The 22,522-nt window shown below is 65.3% G+C and carries 20 protein-coding genes; 7 read left to right on the top strand and 13 right to left on the bottom strand.

What is annotated here, in order from left to right; translation table 11 throughout:
* Positions 1 to 4: 4 nt before the first annotated feature.
* A complete protein-coding gene (locus C443_RS13415) occupies positions 5 to 1,069 on the top strand; it encodes a pyridoxal-phosphate dependent enzyme (RefSeq protein ID WP_005537032.1) in 1,065 nt (354 codons plus the stop codon).
* Here C443_RS13415 and C443_RS13410 read toward each other — a convergent pair.
* The 3 genes from C443_RS13410 to C443_RS13400 all read right to left on the bottom strand — a co-directional run bounded on the left by C443_RS13410 (position 1,066) and on the right by C443_RS13400 (position 2,915).
* A complete protein-coding gene (locus C443_RS13410) occupies positions 1,066 to 1,269 on the bottom strand; it encodes a hypothetical protein (protein ID WP_005537031.1) in 204 nt (67 codons plus the stop codon). The two genes, C443_RS13415 and C443_RS13410, sit on opposite strands and share 4 nt — an antisense overlap.
* Before the next feature lie 56 nt (positions 1,270 to 1,325).
* Positions 1,326 to 1,532: a hypothetical protein gene (locus C443_RS13405; RefSeq protein ID WP_005537029.1), complete on the bottom strand. Its 207-nt coding sequence runs from the start codon at positions 1,530 to 1,532 to the stop codon at positions 1,326 to 1,328.
* A 117-nt stretch (positions 1,533 to 1,649) separates the two neighbouring features.
* Positions 1,650 to 2,915, bottom strand: a complete 1,266-nt coding sequence (locus C443_RS13400; protein ID WP_005537027.1) for a tRNA(Ile)(2)-agmatinylcytidine synthase — start codon at positions 2,913 to 2,915, stop codon at positions 1,650 to 1,652.
* Between the two features lie 129 nt (positions 2,916 to 3,044).
* On the opposite strand from C443_RS13400, the gene C443_RS13395 reads away from it, so the two are divergent.
* Positions 3,045 to 4,013, top strand: coding sequence for a transcriptional regulator (locus tag C443_RS13395; protein ID WP_005537026.1), 969 nt, complete (start codon positions 3,045 to 3,047; stop codon positions 4,011 to 4,013).
* A 58-nt stretch (positions 4,014 to 4,071) separates the two neighbouring features.
* Here the strand turns inward: C443_RS13395 and C443_RS13390 are convergent, their stop codons facing one another.
* Positions 4,072 to 4,320, bottom strand: coding sequence for a glutathione S-transferase N-terminal domain-containing protein (locus tag C443_RS13390; protein ID WP_004590529.1), 249 nt, complete (start codon positions 4,318 to 4,320; stop codon positions 4,072 to 4,074).
* An 85-nt stretch (positions 4,321 to 4,405) separates the two neighbouring features.
* Positions 4,406 to 4,957: an orotate phosphoribosyltransferase gene (pyrE, locus tag C443_RS13385; protein WP_005537024.1), complete on the bottom strand. Its 552-nt coding sequence runs from the start codon at positions 4,955 to 4,957 to the stop codon at positions 4,406 to 4,408.
* Positions 4,958 to 5,044: 87 nt separating this feature from the next.
* Between pyrE and glmM the strand changes: the two genes are divergently transcribed.
* Positions 5,045 to 6,424 (top strand): phosphoglucosamine mutase, encoded by a 1,380-nt coding sequence (gene glmM / locus C443_RS13380; RefSeq protein WP_005537022.1) that lies wholly within the window; start codon positions 5,045 to 5,047, stop codon positions 6,422 to 6,424.
* Here glmM and C443_RS13375 read toward each other — a convergent pair.
* The 6 genes from C443_RS13375 to C443_RS13350 all read right to left on the bottom strand — a co-directional run bounded on the left by C443_RS13375 (position 6,409) and on the right by C443_RS13350 (position 11,800).
* A complete protein-coding gene (locus C443_RS13375) occupies positions 6,409 to 7,560 on the bottom strand; it encodes a DUF7118 family protein (protein WP_005537020.1) in 1,152 nt (383 codons plus the stop codon). The two genes, glmM and C443_RS13375, sit on opposite strands and share 16 nt — an antisense overlap.
* The gene (hisI, locus tag C443_RS13370; protein ID WP_005537018.1) at positions 7,560 to 7,922 is read right to left on the bottom strand and encodes a phosphoribosyl-AMP cyclohydrolase; all 363 of its coding nucleotides are present in this window, start codon (positions 7,920 to 7,922) and stop codon (positions 7,560 to 7,562) included. Before hisI ends, C443_RS13375 begins: the two co-directional genes overlap by 1 nt.
* Before the next feature lie 47 nt (positions 7,923 to 7,969).
* Positions 7,970 to 8,992 carry an A24 family peptidase gene (locus tag C443_RS13365; protein WP_005537017.1) on the bottom strand — a complete coding sequence of 341 codons (1,023 nt, stop codon included), beginning with the start codon at positions 8,990 to 8,992 and terminating at the stop codon, positions 7,970 to 7,972.
* Between the two features lie 102 nt (positions 8,993 to 9,094).
* Positions 9,095 to 9,484: a ferredoxin Fer1 gene (fer1, locus tag C443_RS13360; RefSeq protein WP_004590522.1), complete on the bottom strand. Its 390-nt coding sequence runs from the start codon at positions 9,482 to 9,484 to the stop codon at positions 9,095 to 9,097.
* A 125-nt stretch (positions 9,485 to 9,609) separates the two neighbouring features.
* Positions 9,610 to 10,818 (bottom strand): inorganic phosphate transporter, encoded by a 1,209-nt coding sequence (locus C443_RS13355; protein ID WP_005537013.1) that lies wholly within the window; start codon positions 10,816 to 10,818, stop codon positions 9,610 to 9,612.
* Between the two features lie 61 nt (positions 10,819 to 10,879).
* Positions 10,880 to 11,800: a hypothetical protein gene (locus C443_RS13350; protein ID WP_005537012.1), complete on the bottom strand. Its 921-nt coding sequence runs from the start codon at positions 11,798 to 11,800 to the stop codon at positions 10,880 to 10,882.
* Between the two features lie 110 nt (positions 11,801 to 11,910).
* Here C443_RS13350 and hisA point away from each other — a divergent pair, with 110 nt between their 5' ends.
* Positions 11,911 to 12,645 carry a 1-(5-phosphoribosyl)-5-[(5-phosphoribosylamino)methylideneamino]imidazole-4-carboxamide isomerase gene (gene hisA, locus C443_RS13345; protein WP_005537011.1) on the top strand — a complete coding sequence of 245 codons (735 nt, stop codon included), beginning with the start codon at positions 11,911 to 11,913 and terminating at the stop codon, positions 12,643 to 12,645.
* Here hisA and C443_RS13340 read toward each other — a convergent pair.
* Positions 12,591 to 16,364: a glycoside hydrolase family 97 catalytic domain-containing protein gene (locus C443_RS13340; protein ID WP_005537010.1), complete on the bottom strand. Its 3,774-nt coding sequence runs from the start codon at positions 16,362 to 16,364 to the stop codon at positions 12,591 to 12,593. The two genes, hisA and C443_RS13340, sit on opposite strands and share 55 nt — an antisense overlap.
* 165 nt (positions 16,365 to 16,529) lie before the next feature.
* Here C443_RS13340 and C443_RS13335 point away from each other — a divergent pair, with 165 nt between their 5' ends.
* Positions 16,530 to 17,132: a class I SAM-dependent methyltransferase gene (locus C443_RS13335; protein WP_005537009.1), complete on the top strand. Its 603-nt coding sequence runs from the start codon at positions 16,530 to 16,532 to the stop codon at positions 17,130 to 17,132.
* A gap of 7 nt (positions 17,133 to 17,139) precedes the next feature.
* On the opposite strand, the gene C443_RS13330 is transcribed toward C443_RS13335, so the two are convergent.
* Positions 17,140 to 17,532 carry a nuclear transport factor 2 family protein gene (locus C443_RS13330; protein ID WP_005537008.1) on the bottom strand — a complete coding sequence of 131 codons (393 nt, stop codon included), beginning with the start codon at positions 17,530 to 17,532 and terminating at the stop codon, positions 17,140 to 17,142.
* 105 nt (positions 17,533 to 17,637) lie between these two features.
* Between C443_RS13330 and mutS the strand changes: the two genes are divergently transcribed.
* Together mutS and C443_RS13320 are read left to right on the top strand one after the other, a co-directional pair.
* Positions 17,638 to 20,403 carry a DNA mismatch repair protein MutS gene (mutS, locus tag C443_RS13325; RefSeq protein WP_005537006.1) on the top strand — a complete coding sequence of 922 codons (2,766 nt, stop codon included), beginning with the start codon at positions 17,638 to 17,640 and terminating at the stop codon, positions 20,401 to 20,403.
* 74 nt (positions 20,404 to 20,477) lie between these two features.
* Complete coding sequence (locus tag C443_RS13320) at positions 20,478 to 22,418, top strand: hybrid sensor histidine kinase/response regulator (protein WP_005537005.1); 1,941 nt, start codon at positions 20,478 to 20,480, stop codon at positions 22,416 to 22,418.
* Positions 22,419 to 22,522: the final 104 nt, after the last annotated feature.

Genomic DNA, 22,522 nt, shown 5'->3' with positions numbered 1-22,522 from the left:
CTCTATGCGCACCTGTAGCGCCTGCGACCGGGAGTATCCGCGTGAGGAACCCTGGCGGTGTTCCTGCGGGGCACCGCTCGACTATGCCACGCAGCCACTGCCTGACGGCCGCCCGGGGAAATTCTCACGGACCAGCGGTGTCTGGGACTTCGCCGAATTCCTCCCGATGGACGAACGAGTTAGCCTCGGCGAGGGCTGGACGCCGCTAGTCGACGCGCCCGAGTGGAACGCCACGTTCAAACTGGAGTATCTCCACCCGACGGGAAGTTTCAAGGACCGCGGCGCGGCGACGGTCATCGCCGAAGCGCTTGAGGTTGGGGCCGACCGCGTGCTTGAGGACTCCTCAGGCAACGCTGGGCTAGCAGTCGCGTCCTACGCGGCACGGGCGGGTCTGGACGCGGAGATATACGTCCCTGCGAGCGCGAAGGAAGCGAAGGTTCGCCGAATCGAGCGGACCGGAGCCGACGTGGTCCCGGTCGAGGGAAGCAGAGCGGCCGTAACCGACGCCTGTATCGCCGCCGTGGAGAACGGCTCGGGCTGGTACGCCAGCCACGCCTGGAACCCCGCCTTCTTCGCCGGGACGGCGACGGCCGCCTACGAAATCGCCGCCCAGCGGGACTGGAACGTCCCAGACGTCGTCGTTACGCCGCTCGGTCACGGGACGCTGTTCCTCGGTCTCTATCGTGGATTCCGGGCACTGGAGCAAGCCGGGTGGACAGACACTATCCCGCGCATACTAGGGACGCAGGCAGTCGGGTACAGTCCGATCGCCGACGAGGACGGGAGTGGTTCGGACGACGGTGCCGCCAACGACCTCGCCGACGGGATTCACATCCGGGACCCGCCGCGCGGCCGGCAAATACGGCACGCCATCGACGAGACTGATGGGGCCGCCGTCGCTGTCTCCGCGGCGGCAACGGCGCGAGAACGTGATCGGCTCGGTGCAGCGGGGTTTCACGTGGAACCGACGTGTGCGACGGCGACAGCGGCGCTGACTCAGTTCAGAGAGCGGGGAGAACTCCAGGACGGTGACGACGTGGTTGTCGCGTTGACCGGACGAAACGACTAACGCATCAGCAGCGTCGAAACCGGAAACTCGGCATCGACGGAGAGCCACTGATCCTCAACGTCTGCCGTGTCGACATCCGGGGCGTAGCAGATGAGTCGCTCGCTGCCGTCGGGACGGGAGCGTACCACGGCAGGCAGCGTTCCCTCGTCGGCGTCAGTCGCCGCCGTCACCTCGCTCGTCGACCGGGTATCGGAGTCCATGGTCCGATTCACGACAGGTGTTATTATTGTTACCAGTCGATTATCGGGCGTAAGGACTACTGAACGTCGTCGAGAGGGACGAGCAGGTCCGACGACACGGCCAGCCAGTTCGCTTCCAGTTCGGAGCCCGTGCTGCCGGGCGGATACAGGATCGACCGCTGTCCGCCACCCGCAGCCGGTTCGTGTTCGATAGTCAGTAGCTTCTCGGCGACTTCGCCGTCTGCCGTATTTCGCTGCTGGGTATCCGACCTCTCAGTGCACATGGCCGCACATAACGGTATATCAATATTGTTATCCGTAGTCTAAATCGAGGTATATCCCCGTATTACCGGAATATTCGTGGTGCTTACTCACCGGTAGCCGGTTCGAACCGCTCCGTCTCAGCGAGATGGGTGGGTAGGCGCGTCGAACCCGCCGCGAACCAGCGGCTTCGCGATGTGGCGGCGTGCGACCGGCGGCACTTCGTACCAGCCGCGTTCCAGTCCCCGCTCGATGGACTGCTCGGTCTTGCCGTCAGCGCCGGTCCCGCAGTCCCGACACCGATAGCCCTGATTCCGGCCGGCGGATTTCATCGACCGGCCACAGCCCGGACAGTCCGGTGTGACGGATTCCGTCCGAACGAGTTCCCGAACCGCGAACTTCTCCAGTTTGAGCGTCCCGTCGCTCACTTCGCCACACGCGGTGATTCGGTCGCCGACCCTAAGCGATCTGACCCGGTCGCGAAAGCCCTTCGTCGGCTCGAAGGCCGCACAGTCGAGGGCCGCACCGTCGCCTTCGAGGGTGAAAAACACGTGTCCCCCCGCCCGCGTCTCCGGCGTTTCGATCACGTCACCGGTGACGCGGTAAGCGCTGTCGGCTGTGACTGCGTCGACAGCGGCGTCCTGTAGATGCACGTCGGTCCCCTGGTTCGTCACGAACGTCGCCCGGCAAGCGATGAGCTCACTATTGATTGCATCCGCGACGGCGCGACAGGCGTCGGGGTCGTCACCGCGAATACCGTAGAGAATCGGACAGGGCGTCCGCGGCACACAGACCGGATACCCCGACTCTCGGTCGACAGTGTCCCACACGTCCGGATAGTACTCTTCAGCCGCGGCGCGGACGCTCTCGCCGTCGACCGCCCGCTCAGTGCCCCACAGGTCTTGCTCCCGGTAGGCGATGTGTTCGTAGGTCCAGTCCGACAGCGCGGCCCAGGCTCCGACCGCCGCGAGCGCGCCGACGAGTCCGCGGCCGTTGCCCCGCTGGCAGCGAGCGAACCCCACCACGTCAGCTAGCGTCGTCGCGGCCATCGGGTCCTGTATGGACCGGATTGTTTCACGGGCGAACGTTGCGACCTGCGGCGGGACATCTTCAGGGTCGCAGTCGGCGACGATAGCGCCGGGGTTGGTCCGTGGGTCGTCGGTTTCAGCCATGTCGAGCACATCCTCGGCCAGTCCAAGCGCTCTGTCGGGGTCGAGGTCCGTATGCACCGCTAACGCCGCGTTCCCGCGAGTCTTGTGTTCGACGGCGGGGTTCAGACGGACGAGGAGCAGTCGCTCGACAGTCCCCCCAGCGTTCCGTATCGACTCGGCGAGGGTCGCGGCAGCGTAGGTCGTACACATTCCCCGTTCGCGCGAGTCCGTATCATCGAGGCCGACGACGGTCACGCTACGCTGTAGCCCCGAAGCGGTCAAACGCCTTTCGTCACGGGCCCTCGATTCGGCTTGAGAGGTCAACGGACGGCGCAATACATATAATGGGTGAGCGGGCTAGACTCAGTAGAGGTACAGAGTACTATGTCACGGTCGGCGCTGGTGGAAAACGTCATGGCGATGCTCGAAGACGCTGGCTTCCTCGTCAGCGACCGCTGTGCGATCCGTCCGAAGAGTTTCGACATCGCTGCCCGTCGCGGTGAGGACGTGTTGCTCCTGAAGATACTGGGCAACATCGACGCCTTCGATGCACAGACCGGAGGCGAGATGCGGCGACTGGGCACGTATCTGAATGCCACCCCGATCGTGATCGGCCTCCGAACGCGCGACGAGGAGCTGAAACCCGGTGTCGTCTACTTCCGGCACGGCGTCCCCGTGCTGTCGCCCGACACCGCGATGGACCTGTTCGTCGAGGAGGTGCCGCCGCTCATCTACGCCGCCCCGGGTGGACTCTACGTCAACATCGACTCCGAGATTCTCGCCGACGTGCGCGAGGACCGCGACTGGTCGCTGGGCCGCCTGGCGAAGGAACTGGGCGTCTCCCGGCGGACAGTCTCGAAATACGAGGACGGGATGGACGCCTCCGTCGAGGTGGCCGCCGAACTGGAAGACCTGTTCGACGCGCCGCTGACCTCGCCGGTGAGTGTCCTCGAAGGTGCCGAAGAGGTCCGAGACGACGAGCCGACACCGGACGACCCCGATGTCGCACCGGAGGACGAGCCGATTGTGACGGTGTTCACCCGTATCGGCTTCGAGGTCCACCCGACGGACCGCGCGCCGTTCAAGAGCGTCAACGAGAGCGATGACGAGCACGGGCAGGTCCTTGCCGGCCACTCGGCGTTCACCGAGACGGCCGAGAAACGGGCCCGCATCATGTCCTCAGTCGGCGAGGTGACCCGGACCCGGTCGGTGTACGTCGTCGACGAACTCCGGCGGGAGTCTGTCGAAGGAACCGCGCTCATCGAGAAAGAGGAGATGGAGAACATTGAGGACGCCATCGATCTGCGGGACCTGATTATGGAGCGTGGCGAGGACCGCGAAGAGGTCGCCTGAGCGGGCGCTATCAGTCTTCGTTGCCAAGTAAAAACGAGAAACAGCGTAAGCGCCGGGTCTACTGTCCGTACGTCTCTTCGAGATACTCGACGATGTCGTCGGATTCGGGCATCCCGTCGACGCCGTTGTCCTTGTCGACGAGTACCGGTACGCCAGTCTGGCCCGAAACCTCCTTCACTTCGGTCCGCTCGCCGTGGGACCGCGGAACCATGTGGGATTCGTAGTCGAGGCCCAGCTCGTCGAGTTTCTTGATTACCTTTGCACAGTACGGACAGCCTTCGAGCTCGTAGAGTTCGAGATTAGCCATTACACCCATTCATAAGCGAGCCAGCGTCAAGAACACATCGGTGGTGTGTCCCGGCTGTGCAGGGGCGAAAGCGTTCCGGCCAGCGCTACACGTCGATGTCGTCGGGCGCGTCGGCGAGCAGGTCAGAGGCGGTCACGAGCGACGACAGTTCGAGGTCGTGGTCGGCAAGGTTCTCGCTGGCCCCTTCCTCGCGGTCGACGACGACGAGCACGCGGTTGACGATAGCGCCGGCCTCGCGGAGCGCCTCGGCGGCGTCGACCGCGCTCTGGCCGGTCGTTGCGATGTCTTCGAGGATGATGACCTCCTCACCGTCGGTCAGGTCTCCTTCGATGCGGTTGCCCGTCCCGTACTCCTTGGCCTGTTTGCGAGCGATGACGTATGGAATGTCGGTTTCAACACTGGTGACCGCGACCAGCGGAACTGCACCGAGGGCGACACCGGCGAGCGTGGCGTCCGTGTCCCACTCGGCGATGCGCTCGGCGAAGGCCCTGGCGATGAGGTCCAGACAGTCGGGGTTGGTCTCGAAGACGTACTTGTCGACGTAGTAGTTCGATGTGCCGCCGTGGGAGAGTTCGAACTCTCCGAATTTGACGGCGTCAGCGTCTCGCAGCGCCGTGATGAGTTCGTCGTTTGCCATTACGCTTACTGCACGGTCACGGGGCTAATGATTGTTGAATTCGGACAGCGACATTCCTAAGCCCCTCCGCATCAGACACTCGCTCGAATGCAAGTGTTCGGGTCGAGTGGCGTCCGGGGTGTCGCGGGCGACGAGCTGACACCGCGGTACGTCCTTCGGGTTGCACAGGCCGCCGGGGACGTCTGGCGTGACGACCACGACCGCGTGGCAATCGCCCGGGACACGCGGACGACCGGGCGGACGTTCATCAACGCCGCGACCAGCGGCCTGACGACCGTTGGGTTCGATGTCGACCGGCTCGGCGTCGTGCCGACACCGGGGTTGCAGGCCTACTGCGAGCGCGAGGGAGTTCCGGGCGTGATGATTACCGCGAGTCACAATCCGGCCGCGTACAATGGTGTGAAGCTCATTGGCGCGGACGGTGTCGAACTGACACGGAGTACGCTCGACCACGTCGAACAGTCGCTCCGGGAGGACACTCCAAACTACGCGGACTGGGAGACTGTCGGGTCCGACACCGCCATCGACAGCGCTCGCCGCCGATACCGCGAACAGGTGCTTACCGCCGTCGACCGCGACCGCATTGCCGACGCCGACCTCACGATCGTCGTCGACTCCGGCCACGGTGCCGGCTCCCTCACGAGCCCCGACCTGTTCCGCGAGCTCGGCTGTGAAGTCCACACCGTCAACAGCCAGCCCGACGGTCACTTCCCCGGCCGCGACCCCGAACCCGTCGCCGAAAACCTCGAAGACCTGCGGGCGTTCGTCCGTGCGACCGACGCCGACCTCGGATTCGCCCACGACGGCGACGCCGACCGTGGGATGTTCGTCGACGAGACTGGCACACACATCGAAGGCGACGCCGCGCTGGCCGCGCTCGCGGCGGCGAAGATCGAGTCCGGCGACGGCGTCGTTTCGGCGGTCAACGCCTCCCAGCGCCTGGTCGACGTGGTCGAGGACGCCGGCGCGACCCTCTCACTGACTCCTATCGGCTCGACGTACATCGTCAGCCGCATCCGCAAACTGCAAAACGAGGGGACCCACGTCGCGATTGCCGGAGAAGGCAACGGCGGCATTCTCTTCCCCGACTACCGCATCGCCAGAGACGGCGCGTTCACCGCCGCGAAGTTCCTCGAACTCGTCGCTGACCGGCCCGCAAGCGAAGTCGCCGCGGACTACGACGACTACTACAACGTCCGACGGAACCTCGAATACGAGACCGAAGAAGAGCGCGAGGCGATGCTCGAAGGCATCGAATCGCACGCCAACGACGCGACGGCCAACCTGGACACGACTGACGGCTACCGCCTCGACTACGGCGACGGCTGGGTGCTTGCCCGACCGTCCGGGACGGAGCCCGTCGTCCGCGTCTACGCAGAAGCGCGCACACTTGACCGCGCCGAAGAACTCGCCGAAACGATGGTCAGCCGAGCGACCCAGCGGACGAATACCTACAGCGACGAATAAGTGTCCAGCGCGTCCTCGATAGCTGCTCTGGCCTCACGAGCAGCCGACAGTTCTTGCTCGACAGCACCGCTTGCGAGCCGTTCGCGCTCTGTTTCTGTGAGTTCCGAGCGAGCGAGGGCGCTCTCCCGCAGTCGCTCGTAGTCGTCTCGCTCCGCGAGTCCACGCACTTCCCGGAGTGCCGCGACGACCGACTCGTCGGCGAAGCGGGCGACAACCGAGCGGTACTCGCGGCAATACCACGGCAGGGCGTCAGCCGCCGGCGGCGGCCAGTCGATCCACACCGGCTCGGCGTCGAGCCGCCGAAGGTACGTCTGTCGGGTGGCGACAGCGCTGCGGAGCGCTGCGGCGTCGTCGACGTAGTGGTCCAGTTTCGAGGCGGAGTAGTCGGCGTACTCCAGTAGTTTCGGAATCGGCTCGGTCCCGGCGTCGTGGCCGCGGACGTATGTCAGCAGCTCCGAGGGCGGGGACTGGAACTCGACGAGCGGGTACGCGTCCGCCCGTTCGATGACGGCCAGAACGTCTCTGGCCGGCGTGTTGCGCCGGAACTCGGTGAACGCCTCGGTGACGGCGTCGTTGTAGCGCTCGATTGGCTCACGAAGACGCTCGACCGGCGCGTCGAGGTCGGCGTCGCCGAGCCGCTGGAGGCGTTCGAGGTCGTCGATGCGGTCGCGCAGTTCGTCGCGCCGACGCCCGGCGTCCATTCGGGCTTTCTTGTACTGCTCACGTGCGTCGTCGAGTTCGTCCAGTCGCCCGACGAGGTCGCCGATGGGGGAGAGCATCTGGCGGGCCTGCTCGAAATCATCCTCGGTGAGCCGCCGTTGCTGGAGGAAATCGTCGATTTCTTCGAAGGTCTCCCGTTCGGGCAACTCCTCGGGGAGGTCGTCGGTCAGCGTTCCGACCTGACCCTGAAACTCCATGAACGCCTCGAAGTCGCCACCGCCGGTCGCCCGGCCGTCGTAGCTTTCGAGCAGGTTCCACAGTTCGCGGTAGATCTCACGACAGTCACGAAGTGCGTTCGCGCCGATTTCCTCGACGCGTGCCTGTGCCCGGGCGTACGCGTCGGCGGCCTGTTCGAGTTGCTCCACGGCGTCGGGGGGTCCCGCGCCGCTTTCGATCTCAGTGTCAGGTCGCACCATCAGTACACGTTGTCGGGGTCAAACACTTGCTCACCGACCGTCTCGCCGTCGACAGTCCGGTGGAAGCAGGACTCGTAGCCGGTGTGGCAGGCGCCGCCGGTCTGGTCGACGATGTACAGCAGCGCGTCCCCGTCACAGTCGACCCGCACTTCTTCGACGGCCTGTGTATGGCCGCTCGTCCCACCCTTGTGCCAGAGTTCGTCCCGGCTCCGCGAGTAGTAGTGGGCTTCCCCCGTCTCGCGGGTCTTCCGAAGCGCTTCCTCGGTGACGTAGGCGAGCATGAGTACCTCACCGGAGTCGGCGTCCTGAGCGACCGCCGGGATGTACTCCTGCTCGTCGAAGGCGAGGTCGACATCGGTCATACTCGGGCCGAGGCGTGTCCGCAAAATAGGTCTTCTGCTGTCAGGAGTCAGGCCAGCCCGACCGCCTGCAACAGCGAGAACAGCACGTCGCCGTAGGTAAGCGAGACGACCAGTCCGGCGAACATCGGGACGAGGAACGGAATCCCCGGCGATATCCACACCTCGTCCTGTTCGGCAAGCACGTCCAGCCCGTCCCGGAGCTGAGCCGGCGACGTGCCGTATGCCGAGTGGTCGATATCCGCGAGGAACCGCTCGGCACCCCACGGATCGTCGATCTGGTCGGTGGCGTCAGTCACTGCTTCCGTCGTGGCATCGTCACCACGACCGCTTGTCCCGTCGCCGGCCACCGGGTCGCCGCCGTCGGTCGCCAGCGAGCCGTCGCCGGGGTCGTTCGGGACCCGCGGCAGCGAGGTCGGGAGCCGATGGCCCTCGGGGTCGGCACGAATATCGGCGAGCGAGCAGCCGCGCCACTGGAGGTACATCCGGAGCGCGTCGAGATCGAGGCCGCCGCGGTCGAACCCGTCGGGCGATTCGAGCAGCCGGCCGTACTCCTCGGTGACGTTGGCGGCGGCGACGGGCCGTCCGATGAACATCGCCAGCGAAAACCGTCCCCGGGCGAGGTTCCCGGCGGCGACGGCCAGCGGGTAGACGACGCCGGCAAGCACGGTGTTCGAGAGCACCGTCAGCGAGAAGACGCCGATAGCAGTCTGCTGAAGGGGCAGGGCGACAGTCGGCAGGTAGTACACCGGATACACCGGAAAGAGGACGGCGACGAGCATGAACGCCTTCGCGTCAGCACCGCCGAAGCCACCGATGAGCCAGAAGCCGTACGACAGCGGAATGACGAAGCCGAGACTGATCGCGACCCTGATGAAGAACAGCCGCTGGCCGACCGCTATCGGGCCGGCCCAGACGGTGTAGGCGTCCCACAGCAGGAGGACGACCGCCAGCACGGCAAGCGGGGTCCAGGTCCGGTTCGGCACCCGGCGGGTTTTCACGTCGCGGTAGGCCGCCCACCCGAACACCGGGACGGCGACCAGCCGAAGCAGGTCCGGTATCGACCCGAGCACGGCTATACGCAGTACAGGGGTTCCCCTAATGGTTCCGGTACGACGGCTGTCGGACGCAGTCGCTACTGGAAGAAGAAAGTGTAGTGCGCTGCAGGAGCCGCGTTAGATGACGCGGTTCTGCAGGTAATCGAGGTGCTTGGCGTTGTAGACGATCTTGACCTCGTCGGCGTCCGGGCTGCCGATACAGGTCAGCCGAACGTTCTTGTCTTCGACTTCCTCGTCGCTGAGGATCTGCTGCATGTCCATGTCGATGTCGCCTTCGAGAACGATGGCAGCACAGTTCGCACAGGCACCGGCGCGACACGAGAAGGGCCAGTCGTAGCCCTGCGCCTCGGCGGCTTCTAGGATGTACTCGCCTTCGTTCACCTCGAGGGACCCGTAGTCCTCGCCGTCGAGGTCCATATCTGACGCCTCTGCGAAGACGTCGTCGTCGTACATGTCCCAGCCGTTATCGTCCACTACTTCGTAGTTAAGGTACTCTACCGTGGGCATCACCTGATTGGTTCGAACCCCGCACTGTTAGACTTTGCCCTTCGGTTTTAGGCCGTGCAAAATAATGAGGGACAACGCGGGGATTCATCGAGAACTGACGGCAGTTGTTCGGGGCCGATTATTGCTCAGGCGATCGGCAGGAACTTGAACACCAGATAGGCCGCGAGCGTCGCAATCGAGGGGACGACGTTCTGGAGGAAGATCACTCTGGCAGTGGTCCCGGGTTCGAACAGATCCGACGCCGACGGGATATCCTCCCGCGATTCCTCGCCGATGGGTTCGGTCTCGGCCGGCTTCGGTGTCCCTTTTTTTCCGCCAACAGTCGGCGCATCCGCGGCTTCCGCGTCAGTGGTCAGCGCGCCGACAGACGCGACGGGTGCCTCACCTTGCACAGTGTCGGAGAGGCTCGTCGTTCGCGTTGCACGGCCCCAGCCAAGCCCGACGATGCTCATCGTGGCGATGATGACGAAACTAGCCGGGATACCCAGCGCGGAGAGGAAGGTGACGATGGTGGAGGCGACTGTCGCGACGACGATTGCGGCGACCAGCGGGAGGTCGGTCAGGTCGTTGCCGACCGTGTCCATTGTCCGGCGGGCGATGGTGAACGCACCGAGGCCGATAGCACCGCCGCCGAGCAGGATAGCCGGGTACATCTCCAGCGAGCCGTTCCCGACGAGGGGGGCGACGGCGTTGGCGACGTTCGACGCGCCCGCAGAAAAGGCCATGTAACAGCCGATACCGATGACGACGACGGTTCCGACGAACTCCCGCTGTGTCGTGTTCTCACCGAGAGCGGGGCGGGGTATCGCGCCCGAGCGGTCGAAATCCAGCAGCGACCCCTCGCTCTGGGAGACAGCGAACCACTCGACGAGACGCGGGTAGAAGTACCGGCCGATGACGCCGCTGACCCAGAAGGCGATGATCGGGGAGACGAGCCACCACGAGACGATTTCGAGCATCAGGGCGGCGTTTAGCGTCCCACGAGCGAGTCCGAGACCGGCGATTGCGCCGACGGCCGTCATCGAGGTCGACGCCGGAACACCGACCACGTTCGAGAGAAACAGCGCGACGCCGATGAAAAACAGCACGACGATGCTGATGAGCGGCGAGAAGGCAGTCTCGACGAGGTCGCTGCCGAGGCTTTCGACGACTTCCGGCCCGACGATGAGTCCGCCAGCCAAGGCAAAGATAGTCATCAGGGCCGCCGCGGACAGTTTCGAAAGCGTATCTGACCCAACTGCGGGCCCGAACGCGACACCCGTCGAAGATCCCCCGATATTGAATCCGACGAAGATGGCCACCAGAACACCGAGTGCAAAGAGAACTTCGACCATACAGATGCCAGTCCCCCACTGCGTTAAAACGTACCGAACGGGTGATCTGCCACGGCTGCCGCTACGGCGATGGCGCGTCCGAGCCCTCGTCGTCGGTGTCGGCCTCGCTGGCCTCGTCAGCGAGGTGCTCGTCGTCGGCCGGCATCGTCTCTTCGACCTCCGCCGCGGTCTCCTCGACCTCGCTCGCCGTTTCCTTGGCCGCTTCGACCTCGTCAGTGACGGATTCGGCGGTCTGTTTCGCGTCGCTGGTCTTGTCCTTGACCTCCGTGGTCTTGTCTTTCACTTCGGTCGTCCTGTCTTTCGCTTCCGTCGCCTTGTCCTTGACCTCAGTCGTCTTGTCTTTGACTTCCGTTGTCTTGTCCTTGACTTCGGTCGTCTTGTCCTTGACCTCGGTGACCTTCTCGGCGGCGTCTTCGTCGCCGGTCTCGGTCGCAGTCTGTTCGACTTCGTCGGCCGTCTGCTCGACCTCCTCGGCTGTCTGTTCGACTTCGTCGACGGTTTCTTCCACCTCGCCCGCGGTCTGTTCCACCTCGTCGGCCGTCTGCTCGACTTCGTCCGCCGTCTGCTCGACGTCCTCTGCAGCCTCGTCAACCGTTTCAGCGGCGTTTTCAACCTCGTCGGCGGTCGTCTCTAGCTCCTCGGCAGTCGTCTCTAGTTGCTCGGCTGCCTCTTCGAGTTCAGCGGCTTTGGTAGCGACATCCTCGTTTGTCCGCTCGAGAACGTTCGCGAGGACGAGGAACTGCAGCAAGCCAACAACGACGAACGCCGAAATGGCGATGCTCGCAGCGGTCGCAAGCAGTGACTCCGTGCCAGCACCGAGCGGCAAAACACCGAACGCGGCCAGTCCCCAGGCCAGCGCCAGCCCGACAGCGACGACCAGCACGGCCTGTTCGAAAAGTTGGTATTCGCGCTCGTACCGCCCAAACATGATTGCTTCGAGCCGACGGGCGAGCGGTGTGAGGACAGCTGTTGCCATAACCATAGCTGACCTTTCCTATCACAGCGTAAAAGCATGGGGGTACACTGGGTCAGACAGCCGCCTGTACGTATCGGACCGACACGCTTTCGACGGCTGCCGCCGGACCTCCGGCCATGTATCCCGAGTTCGAGGTCGTTCCCGCGGTCGACATGCAGGACGGACAGGTGGTCCAGCTGGTCGGCGGCGAACGCGGCACGGAGAAAACCTACGGCGACCCAGTCGAGGCCGCACAGCGGTGGGTGGACGCCGGCGCACGGACGCTCCATCTCATTGACCTCGACGGCGCGTTCGAGGGCGAGCGACAGAACGCGGCGGCCATCGACGCCGTCCTCGACGCGGTGGGAGCCGACGTGGACGTGCAACTCGGCGGCGGCATCCGGACCGCCGAGGACGCCATCTCGCTGCTTGACCGCGGGCTTGACCGTGTTATCCTCGGGACCGCCGCCGTCGAGACGCCGGAGATCGTCCGCGAGATCAGCGAGGAGCACCCCGGCAGTGTCCTCGTGAGCCTCGACGCAAAGGAGGGCGAGGTCGTGGTGTCGGGCTGGACCGAAGGGACCGGTCTGGACCCCGCCGACGCCGCCGAGCGGTACGCCGACCTCGGGGCCGGCGGCATCCTGTTTACCGACGTGGACGTGGAGGGGCAACTCGAAGGGGTTCGGACCGAGCCGGTCCGCCGGCTGGTCGATAGCGTCGACATCCCCGTCATCGCCAGCGGCGGCGTCGCGACCATCGATGACGTACTTGCGCTCCGGTCAGCAGGGGCCGCCGCCGTCGTCGTCGGCAGCGCACTCTACGAGGGGCAGTTCACGCTCGACGCGGCGATTGACGCGCTCGCCGAGGGGTAACCGAGCGAGACGAACGGCAGCGTCGCCCGCGAATCGGCGCTGTAGGCTAGCGCGTCGGACTGGCTGACGCCCTCGGGCGTCGTCAGGTCCATGATTCGCGGAGCATTCTCGACTGCGTCCGGCTTGGCACCGCCGAAGACGTAGCCCTCGGCTTCTTCGGCGACGGGCCGTAGCGACCCGCGGTCCTCGGACTGCACCATCGCGACGACTTCCAAATCCTCCGCGTCAGTGCCACCGACGGCTTCCCTATTGAGAGAGAGCGTGACTGTCCCAGCGTCCACGTCGACGGCCTCGCCGAGTGAGACCGCGTCCCCGTCGGCGTCGGTCAGCGCCGCGCCGCTGGCGTCGACCGCGCTCTTCGAGAAGCCGCTGATTTCGATGCGGTACTGCCATGGGTCCTCGAAGTCGACGTTCGTGCCGAGGTCGTCGAGGCTACTCGTCGACCCGCTGTCGGCGGTCGGGTCGCGCAGCCAGAGGACGAACCACTGCGGCGAGAAGCCGCGGCTACTACCGAAGGCGTTGTAGAGGGTTGCCACCTCGAAAGTAAAGCGGTGGAGGCTCGGCGTCTGCTCGATAGTCAGCGACTCCAAGTCGAACGCGCCGTCCTCGAAGTCACCGCTGGTCGGATACGTGTACCCGCCGGGACCGGTGTCGTCGCCGGACGGGTCAGCGAGTTCGGCCACCGTCGCCGGCGGCTTGACCGTCACCGTTCCGCTGGCGAGCGTCGTGCCGTCCGGGAGCGCGACTGACACGTCGTAGTCGCCGGCTGCGTCGATGCTGTAGTCGAAGTCGTAGGTGGCGTCGCTGGCGTTGGGCGGGAAGCGGACGTTCTCCGTCCCGACGGCCTCACCGTCGACGCGGAGCGTCACCGTAGTCCCGCCGATGAACGCCCCGTCGTTGCGCCCGGTGGCCCGGATGAACGGCTCCTGGATGAACACCTCGTCGCCGATGGTGACGTCGAAGTCCTGCTCGGGCCGCTCGTACTCCGGCAGGTCGTTGATCTCCTGACCTGTTGCGCGCCGGAAGCGGACAGCCGTCCCGCCGCTGCCGACCATCGACGCGAGCAGGGTCGTCCCCGGTGTGACGACGGCCTCGTCAACGCGAACCTCGGTCAGGTTCTCGTCGTAGGCCGCGTCGATGCCGTCCGAGTAGATTTCGGCGACGTACTTCGGGCCGTTGGAGCCGGTATCGTTACTCTTCTCGTTGCCGCTGGCCCCGTTCGTTCCGTTCTTCTTTCCGTTGTCGTTCCCCGGCCCCTGCCCGTCGCTGTCCGAGGTGGGTGAGAGGAACTCCAGGGGCACGTCGACGGCGCGGCCGCCCTCGTCGGTCATCGCGCCGAGATACCACTCCTCGTCTTTCTGCCGTGCGGTGATCATATAATCGCCGATTTCGGCGTCGAGGACGCGCGTGTCGTCCCAGCCGGCGGCCGGCACGTCCTCGATGAACTGGAACGCGTCGACGGTCTCGCCGCGGATAGGAGCGGTCTCGGGTTCGGGCATCGATTCGCCGGACTCGGTGACCGCCATCGAATCGAGATTGAAACCGCCGGTGTCCTCGCTGGTCAGCGAGAGGGCGATTTCGTCCTCGTCGCCGGACAGCGAGACGGTCGTCGAGACGCTCTCCCAGATGTCCCAGTACTCGGTGGGCGGGAACGTTAGCTGGCCGGCCTCGCTGCCGTCGACCAGCACCGTTGCGGTGCGGTCAGTATCCGGACCGACGGCGTTCTCCTCGGCGTCGCTGGCGTACCGGAAGTGGAGGTCGTACTCTCCCTCGCTGGCGTCCTCGACGGTCCAGGAGACGGTCGCGCCGGGCGCGGCGCTGTTGGGGTCGATGGCGACGTACTGCTCGCCCTGGGCGTTGGCCCAGCGGGCGGCCGTCGAGAACCCGTCGAGGTCCCCCCATTCGGCCTGCGCGACCTCGCCGACAGCGGTCGTCGACGGCTGGTCGGCCAGATAGGAACTGGGCAGGTCGGCGGCCATCTGGAGGCCGCTGAAGTACGTCGGGTACATCGCCAGTTGCTTGGCACGGGTGGTCTCGATGCCGCCCGACCCAGAGTCCATGTCGAAGATGCCCGGCGTGTACTCCACCGGCCCGCCCAGCATCCGCGTGAAAGGGAACGTGACGTGGTGTTCGGGGCTCACGTCGCCGAAGGCGTCGTACTCCTGGCCCTTGACGCCCTCGCGGGTCATCAGGTTCGGGTAGGTTCGCCGGCGGCCGGTCGGATGAATCGGCTCGTGTATATCGAGCATCTGTCGATTGGCCGCCGCCGTCTCGGCGACCAGCGTGTGGTGGTTGACCAGTATCTGGTTGTGGTGGCTATAACTCTCGCCCGCAAGGTCACCGCTGTCGGAGACGTAGCCGTTCTTGATTGTTCGAATACCCAGCTCGTCGTACAACGAAAATGCCTCGTCGAGCTGTGATTCGTAGTTCCGGAAGTCCCCGGCCGTCTCGTTGTGCATCGTCATCTGGGTCGGCGGGTCGAGGCTCGCGCCGTAGTCGGTCACTGCCGCCAGATCGAAGTCCGGATACGGTGTGGAGAAATCGAAACTGCTGCCATCGCCCGGATAGCTCGACCAGCCCTCGTTCCAGCCCTCGACGAGGACGCCGGGGATGTCGTGCTCGCTGGCGAAGTCCATGTACTGCGTGGCGCGCCCGGTCTGTGCGCCGTGGTTGCCGGTCTGTGGACCTTGATACTCCCACTGCGCTCGACCGGTAATCATCAGCCACCAGACGCCAATGAACTTCTGGGGCTCGATCCAGTCGACGCCCTGCGTGAACACCGCCTCGTCGTAGTCCTCGTTGAGATTGACGACGAGGTTCGACTCGACGAGGTCGCCGGCGCTGGTCCCGATCTGTACCGTTCGCCACGGGGTAACGTGCGGGGCCGAGGCTGATACCTTCGTCCCGTCGGGTAGCGGTGCGAGCGTCGACTCGAAGGTCGTGTCGCCGGCGTCCGATGGCGTGAGCGCGAGCGAGGCGTAGTCCGTGAGGTCAGCCTCGTGGACGGCAAGGTAGCGGCCGTCGTCGGTCCGCATCGTCATCGGCGTGTGGATGCCATCAAAGCCGGTGCCGTCCAGTTTGCCGGCGACCTCGCTCAGCGACGTCTCCTCGTATTCCACCTCGAAGTTGTTGTAGTCGTTGGGAATCCACCACGAGGTGTGGTCCCCGGCGAAGTTGTACTCGGTCCGCTCAGACGTGAGTACGAACTGGTCGCCGAACGGCTCCCCGAAGACGAACCGGAAGCCGACGCCGTCGTCGAACACCCGGAAGACGAGCGTCCCGAACCGCTCTGCCCCGGTCGATTCCACAACCCCCAGCCGGAGTTCCGTGTACCGCTCCTCAATCTCGTCGTAGCGGTCCCAGACCGGCGTCCAAGTGGTATCGACCTCGGTTCGCTCGCTCCCGGTGACTGCCAGACCCGAGCGGAACGTGTCCTGATTCTGGAATTCGAAGCCCAGTTCTGACTCCTCGATGAGGGTCGTCCCGTCGTGTGCAATCTCGTATGTTGCCACACCGTCGCTGACATCGACAGTGAGTGTTACTGCCGCGTTGGGTGGCGAGACGGTCTGTGTGGCCGAGTCGTCGCCGTCTGTCACCTGTGCGGCAGCGTCGTCGGAGACGGAAACCGAGAACGCCGACGCGGCCAGCAGCGAACCGACCCCACCGAGGAACTGTCTGCGGCTCGGTTTAGATTTGGGCTGTGATCTTTCTTCAAACATCGATTCGTCCCTCCCCCGGATAAGTAATAAAAGTTCACCTAGATTGCATACCAGTTGGTCAATGAATCAGTGAACACCATCGGAATACCGCGTTGCAGTCGAAATAGGGAGGTGGCTGTAGAGAGGTAGCTGAACGCCTATCCGGCTCGCACACATAGTGTAGACATGGACCGCAACGAGGTGCGCCGTGCGTGGGACAGCGTCTCCGAAACCTACGCCGAGCGGCGCGACCCGACCGGGTCGGACGCAGCCCTGCTCGATGACTTGCTCGAACGGCTCCCCGAAGCGCCGACAGTGCTCGACGTGGGCTGTGGCGACGGCGCGCGGACGCTTGCGAACCTTCCGCCGAACAGCGTCGGCCTGGACTTCTCCCGTGTGGGCCTGAGCCTCGCCACCGAGACGGTGCCGGACAGTCGGCTCGTGCAGGGTGATATGACGACACTCCCGATCGCGACCGACAGCGTGGACGCGATCACGGCCTATCACGCCGTCTTTCACGTCTCGCGGGACCAGCACCCGGCCGTCTACCGGGAGTTCGCCCGTGTGCTCCGGCCGGGCGGCACCGTGTTGATGACGCTGCCGAGCGGCCAGTTCGAGACCGTGCGTCGCGGCTGGATGGGCGGGTCGATGTTCTTCTCAGCGCCGGGTCGGCGGGCGACGCTTGACCAGCTGGCAGACGCCGGCTTCACCGAGACGGAGACAGTTACTGCGACGGACCCGCTGGGGAGCGACAGCGAGTTCGTCTTCGCCACCCTCGGCGGCGATTAGCGGCCGCCTACTCAGCTAGCTCGTCGGCGGTGCTGACGTGCATCCCGACGAACTGCCACTCGTTGGCACCGTCTGTAGCCACCAGCGTCCCGCTCCAGCGCGTGTCGTACTCGTAGCGGATATCGTCCGCTACGCTGGTCCAGCACAGTGTCACGTCGTCGCTGAACCACGCGTAGCCCTCGGGTTCTGTCACCCGGAGTGCATGGCTCTCGACAGTCCAGTCGGCCGTCATCTCGGTCTGTTCCCGCAGTCCGGTCCTGACAGCGTCGGTCCCGAGCAGCTGTTCAGAGATGCCGAACTTGACCACCGAGCGGTCTGCGTCATCGGCGAAAAAGGGGCCGAGCGGCTCGCCGGCTCGGAGCGCCGCGTAGTACGCCTCGATGGCCTCTGTCGCGTCCATACCCGGCTCTATGGCCTGTGGCCCCTTCACTGGCCACGCCCGGCGGCCGCGACCACGCTCTCCCGACCCGCAATCCTTACGCCGCGGACGGCCACACGGACGTGTATGACAGAGGCGACGGGAATCGTCGGGGAGTTCCTCACGCTCAAGGAGGGAACCGACGCGGACTTGCTGGCGATGCAGTGTGGCGACTTCTACGAATTTTTCGCCGAGGACGCCGAGATCGTCGCCAACGAACTCGACCTGAAGGTGAGCCAGAAATCCTCGCACGGCTCGTCGTACCCGATGGCGGGGGTTCCAGTCGACGACCTGACGCCGTACGTCTCCGCGCTGGTCGAACGGGGCTACCGGGTCGCTATCGCCGACCAGCACGAGACGGAAAACGGCCACGCTCGCGAAATAACGCGGGTCGTCACGCCCGGCACCCATCTGGAAACCGGCGACGAGTCGGCGCAGTACCTCGCCGCGGTGGTTCGGGAGACCAGCCGGGACAGCAGCGACACCTACGGTATCGCCGCGACGGACGTGACCACGGGCCAGTTTCAGGTCACGCAACTGGACGATGCCGACGCGGGCGAGGCACTGACCGAACTGTACACGTTCGGGCCAGCCGAGATTCTACCCGGCCCGGAGCTCCGGAACGACGACGCGTTCCTGGACCGCCTGCGCGAGCGGACTGACGCGGCGCTGACGCTCCACGATTCGGCGTCGTTCGAGCCGGGTCGAGCGAGCCACACCGTCCGCGAACAGTTCGGGAGCGAGACGGTCGACAGCGTCGGCATCGGCGAGCAGGACGTGGCACTACGGGCCGCCGGCGCGGTGCTGTCCTACGTCGAGAACACCGGCGTCGGGACGCTGGCGGCGGTCACGCGCCTGCAAGCGTACGGCGAACGCGACCACGTCGACCTCGACGCGACGACCCAGCGGAACCTCGAACTCACCGAGACGATGCAGGGCGACAGCTCGGGCTCGCTGTTCGACACGATCGACCACACGGTCACGGCCGCCGGGGGGCGACTGCTCCAGCAGTGGCTCCAGCGACCACGGCGAAACCGGACCGAACTCCAGCGCCGGCAGTCCTGCGTGGCGGCGCTGTCGGAGGCGGCGATGGCCCGCGAGCGGATCCGGGAGACGCTGTCGGACGCCTACGACCTCGAACGGCTGGCCGCGCGGGCCACGTCGGGGAGTGCCGACGCGCGGGACCTGCGCGCAGTGCAGGAGACACTGGCGCTACTCGGACGGGTCGCGGACGCCGTGACTGAGACCGAGCGACTGGCCGAATCGCCGCTTGCCGACGCCCTCGACGGAGCCGACCGCGAGGCTGCCGACGCGCTGGCCGCGGAACTGGACAGCGCGCTGGTCGCAGACCCACCGGGGACGGTCCGCCAGGGCGGCCTGTTCAAACGAGGGTACGACGACGATCTCGACGAGATCATCGACGAACACGAAGCCGCGCTGGAGTGGCTAGAGACGCTGCCGGACCGTGAGAAGGAGCGGACCGGCATCACCCACCTCTCGGTCGACCGGAACAAGACCGACGGCTACTACATCCAGGTCGGCAAGAGCGAGACCGACGCCGTTCCCGAGAAGTACCAGCACATCAAGACGCTGAAAAACTCCAAGCGGTACACGACGCCGGAACTCGACGAGAAGGAACGGGACGTGTTGCGGCTTGAGGAGCGCCGCCACGACATGGAGTACGAGCGCTTCCAGAAACTCCGGGGGCGCGTGGCCCAGCGCGCGACGCTGCTGCAGGACGTGGGCCGGACGCTGGCGGAACTGGATACCTTCGCGTCGCTCGCGGTCCACGCCGTCGAGAACGACTGGACCCGGCCGGCAGTCGTCGACGGCAACGAACTGTCCATCGAGGCCGGCCGCCACCCGGTCGTCGAGCAGACCACGGAGTTCGTCCCGAACGACCTCTACATGGACGACGACCGGCAGTTCCTCATCGTCACCGGGCCGAACATGAGCGGGAAGTCGACATACATGCGCCAGGTCGCGCTCATCACGCTGCTTGCTCAGGTGGGCAGTTTCGTCCCAGCGCGGTCAGCGACGGTTGGGATGGTCGACGGTATCTTTACCCGCGTCGGCGCGCTGGACGAACTGGCACAGGGCCGCTCGACGTTCATGGTCGAGATGCAGGAGCTGTCGAACATCCTCCACTCGGCCACCGACGAATCACTCGTGATACTGGACGAGGTGGGTCGCGGGACGGCTACCTTTGACGGTATCTCAATCGCGTGGGCAGCGACGGAGTACATCGTCAACGCCATCCAGTCGAAGACGCTGTTTGCGACCCACTACCATGAGTTGACCGCGCTGGGCGAGGAGCTGCCGACCGTCGAGAACGTCCACGTCGCGGTCGACGGCGAGCCCCGCTCCGCGGAGGGCGACGGCGACGTGACGTTCCTGCGAACGGTCCGGAACGGGCCGACCGACCGCTCCTACGGCGTCCACGTCGCCGACCTCGCCGGCGTCCCCGAACCGGTCGTCGACCGCTCACAGGAGGTACTCGACCGGCTACGCGACGACAAGGCTATCGAGATTCGAGGTAGCGAGCGGGACGACGGCGGGACGACACAGGCCGTCTTCGACCTGGATTCGGGGCAGTTCAGGGACGGCGCGGCCCAGTCGGCGGGCACGTCGACCGGTTCGACTGCTGGGCCGGTTGCGACCGACGGTGACCCCGAACACGCGCCCAGCGAGTCCGTGGCTGAGGCCTCCGAGGGCGACGAGGCAACAGCGTCGCTCGACCCGGAGACCGAGGCTGTCCTGTCGGAGCTGACGGAATTAGACGTCAACGAGACGCCGCCGGTCGAGCTGATGGCGAAAGTACAGGAGTGGCAGGCCGAACTGGACGACGAGTAGCGGACGCGACCCGATTTTCAACGGAGATACTCACGGCGGAAGGTGTATACGGGAGTTGTCACTGCTAGCAGCCAATGCCCGACCGGATCCGCGTTCTCCACGTCGACGACGACCCGGCTGTCGTCGAAGCAGCCACGAGTGCTCTGGAACAGGAGCACTGTGGCATCACGGTCGAGACAGCGACAAACGTTGCCGACGGCATCGAACGGCTCGACAGTGAAGCGTTCGACTGTGTCGTCGCCGGCTACGACCTGCCGGAACAGACCGGCGTCGAGTTCCTCGACGCGGTCCGCAAGCGATCGCCGGACCTTCCGTTCATCCTGTTCACCAGCGAGGGGAACGAAGCAGCCGCCAGCGACGCGATTTCCGCCGGTGTCACCGATTATCTCCGGGTCGACGGCGGTGCCGAGCCGTACGCACGACTCGCACACACCGTCGTCGACGCCGTCGAGCGGACAGTCGATGACATCAAACACGTACAGAACACGCGGCGCGAACGTGCTATCGAGGAGCTACACTCCACCGCCAGGGCGTTCATGCGGGCCACGACTGAGGATGCGGTTGCGCAGATCACAGTGGACACCGCCAGAGCCATTCTCAATATGCCGGCTAACGGCGTCCACTTCGCCGACGGCGACAGCCTGTATCCGGTCGCCTGGACCGCACGAGTCGAGGAACTCCTCGGCACGCCACCGGCGTTCGAGGCCGGGGAATCGCTCGCGTGGCAGGCTTTCGAGACCGGCGAAGCGCGGGTCCACGACGATATCACGTCGATCCCGGGCCGGTACAATCCGGAGACAGATATCCGCAGCGAGATCATCCTCCCGCTCGGGGACCACGGTGTCCTCCTCATCGGATCGTGCGAGACGGGTGCGTTCGATGACACGGACGTCACACTCGCGCGGACGCTCTCGGTCCACGCGACAGCGGCCCTTAACCGCCTCGACCGTGACCGCCAGCTCCGCGAGGAACGCGAGTTCATCGATCAGGCGCTCGATACGCTTGACGACCTGTTCTACGTCATCGACACGGACGGTAGCCTTCGGCGGTGGAACGAGCGCATCCCCGAAGTCACGGGATACAGCGACGAAGAGATCGACGAGATGTCCGTCTCCGAGTTCTTCCCGGGTGACGAGCACGAAACAATCGGTGCAGCGATAGCTGAGACGCAAACTAGCGGCCGGGTAACTGTCGAAGCAGAGATTCTGACCGCCGATGGGGAACGGGTCCCGTACGAGTTTGCCGGAACCCGGCTGACCGACGCTGACGGAACGACAGCCGGGACAGTGGGTATCGGCCGGGACATCTCCCAGCGCAGGGCGTACGAACGGCAACTGGAGCGAAAGAACGAGCGCCTCGATGAGTTTACAAGCATCGTCAGCCACGACCTCCGGAACCCGCTGGCGGTCGCGGAGGGGAACCTGGAACTGGCCAGAACAGAATGTGACAGCGACGCACTCGACAAAGTGTCGCGCGCCCACGAGCGAATGCGAGCGCTGATAGACGACCTCTTGACCTTCGCACGCGCCGGCGAAACGGCGACCGACATCGAATCCGTCACGCTCGCAGACATCGTCGAGGACTGCTGGCAGACCGTCGAGGGACCACGGGCGACGCTTGTCGTCGAGGACGACCGCCAGATTCGGGCAGACACGGCGAAACTCCGTCGGCTGTTATCGAACCTTGTTCGCAACAGTGTGGAACACGGGTCCGCGGACGCTCAGACACCGTCCGGCCACACCGCGGAACACGACGGAGAGAGCATAACTGTGCGAGTCGGGATCGTTGAGGACGCGGACCGACACGGTTTCTATGTCGCCGACGACGGGCCGGGCATCCCGGAGGACGACCGCGAGCAGGTGTTCGAAGAGGGGTACTCGACCGGCGAGAACGGGACGGGGTTCGGACTCAAAATCGTTCAGCGCCTCGCCGAGGTGCACGGGTGGACGATCACGGCCACCGAGAGCGAGGCCGGCGGCGCGCGGTTCGAGGTGACGGGTCTCGAACCTGCCTGATTGCACACAGGCAATCAGGTGACGTCGATGGTTCGATTCATGAAATCAAAGGATTTGAAACGAGAGTGCAGTGATTGTGCAAACCCTATTCCCACGTCACAGAA

The organism is Haloarcula argentinensis DSM 12282, assembly GCA_000336895.1.
Lineage (GTDB): Archaea > Halobacteriota > Halobacteria > Halobacteriales > Haloarculaceae > Haloarcula > Haloarcula argentinensis.
This window is presented reverse-complemented; position numbering and strand designations above follow the sequence as displayed.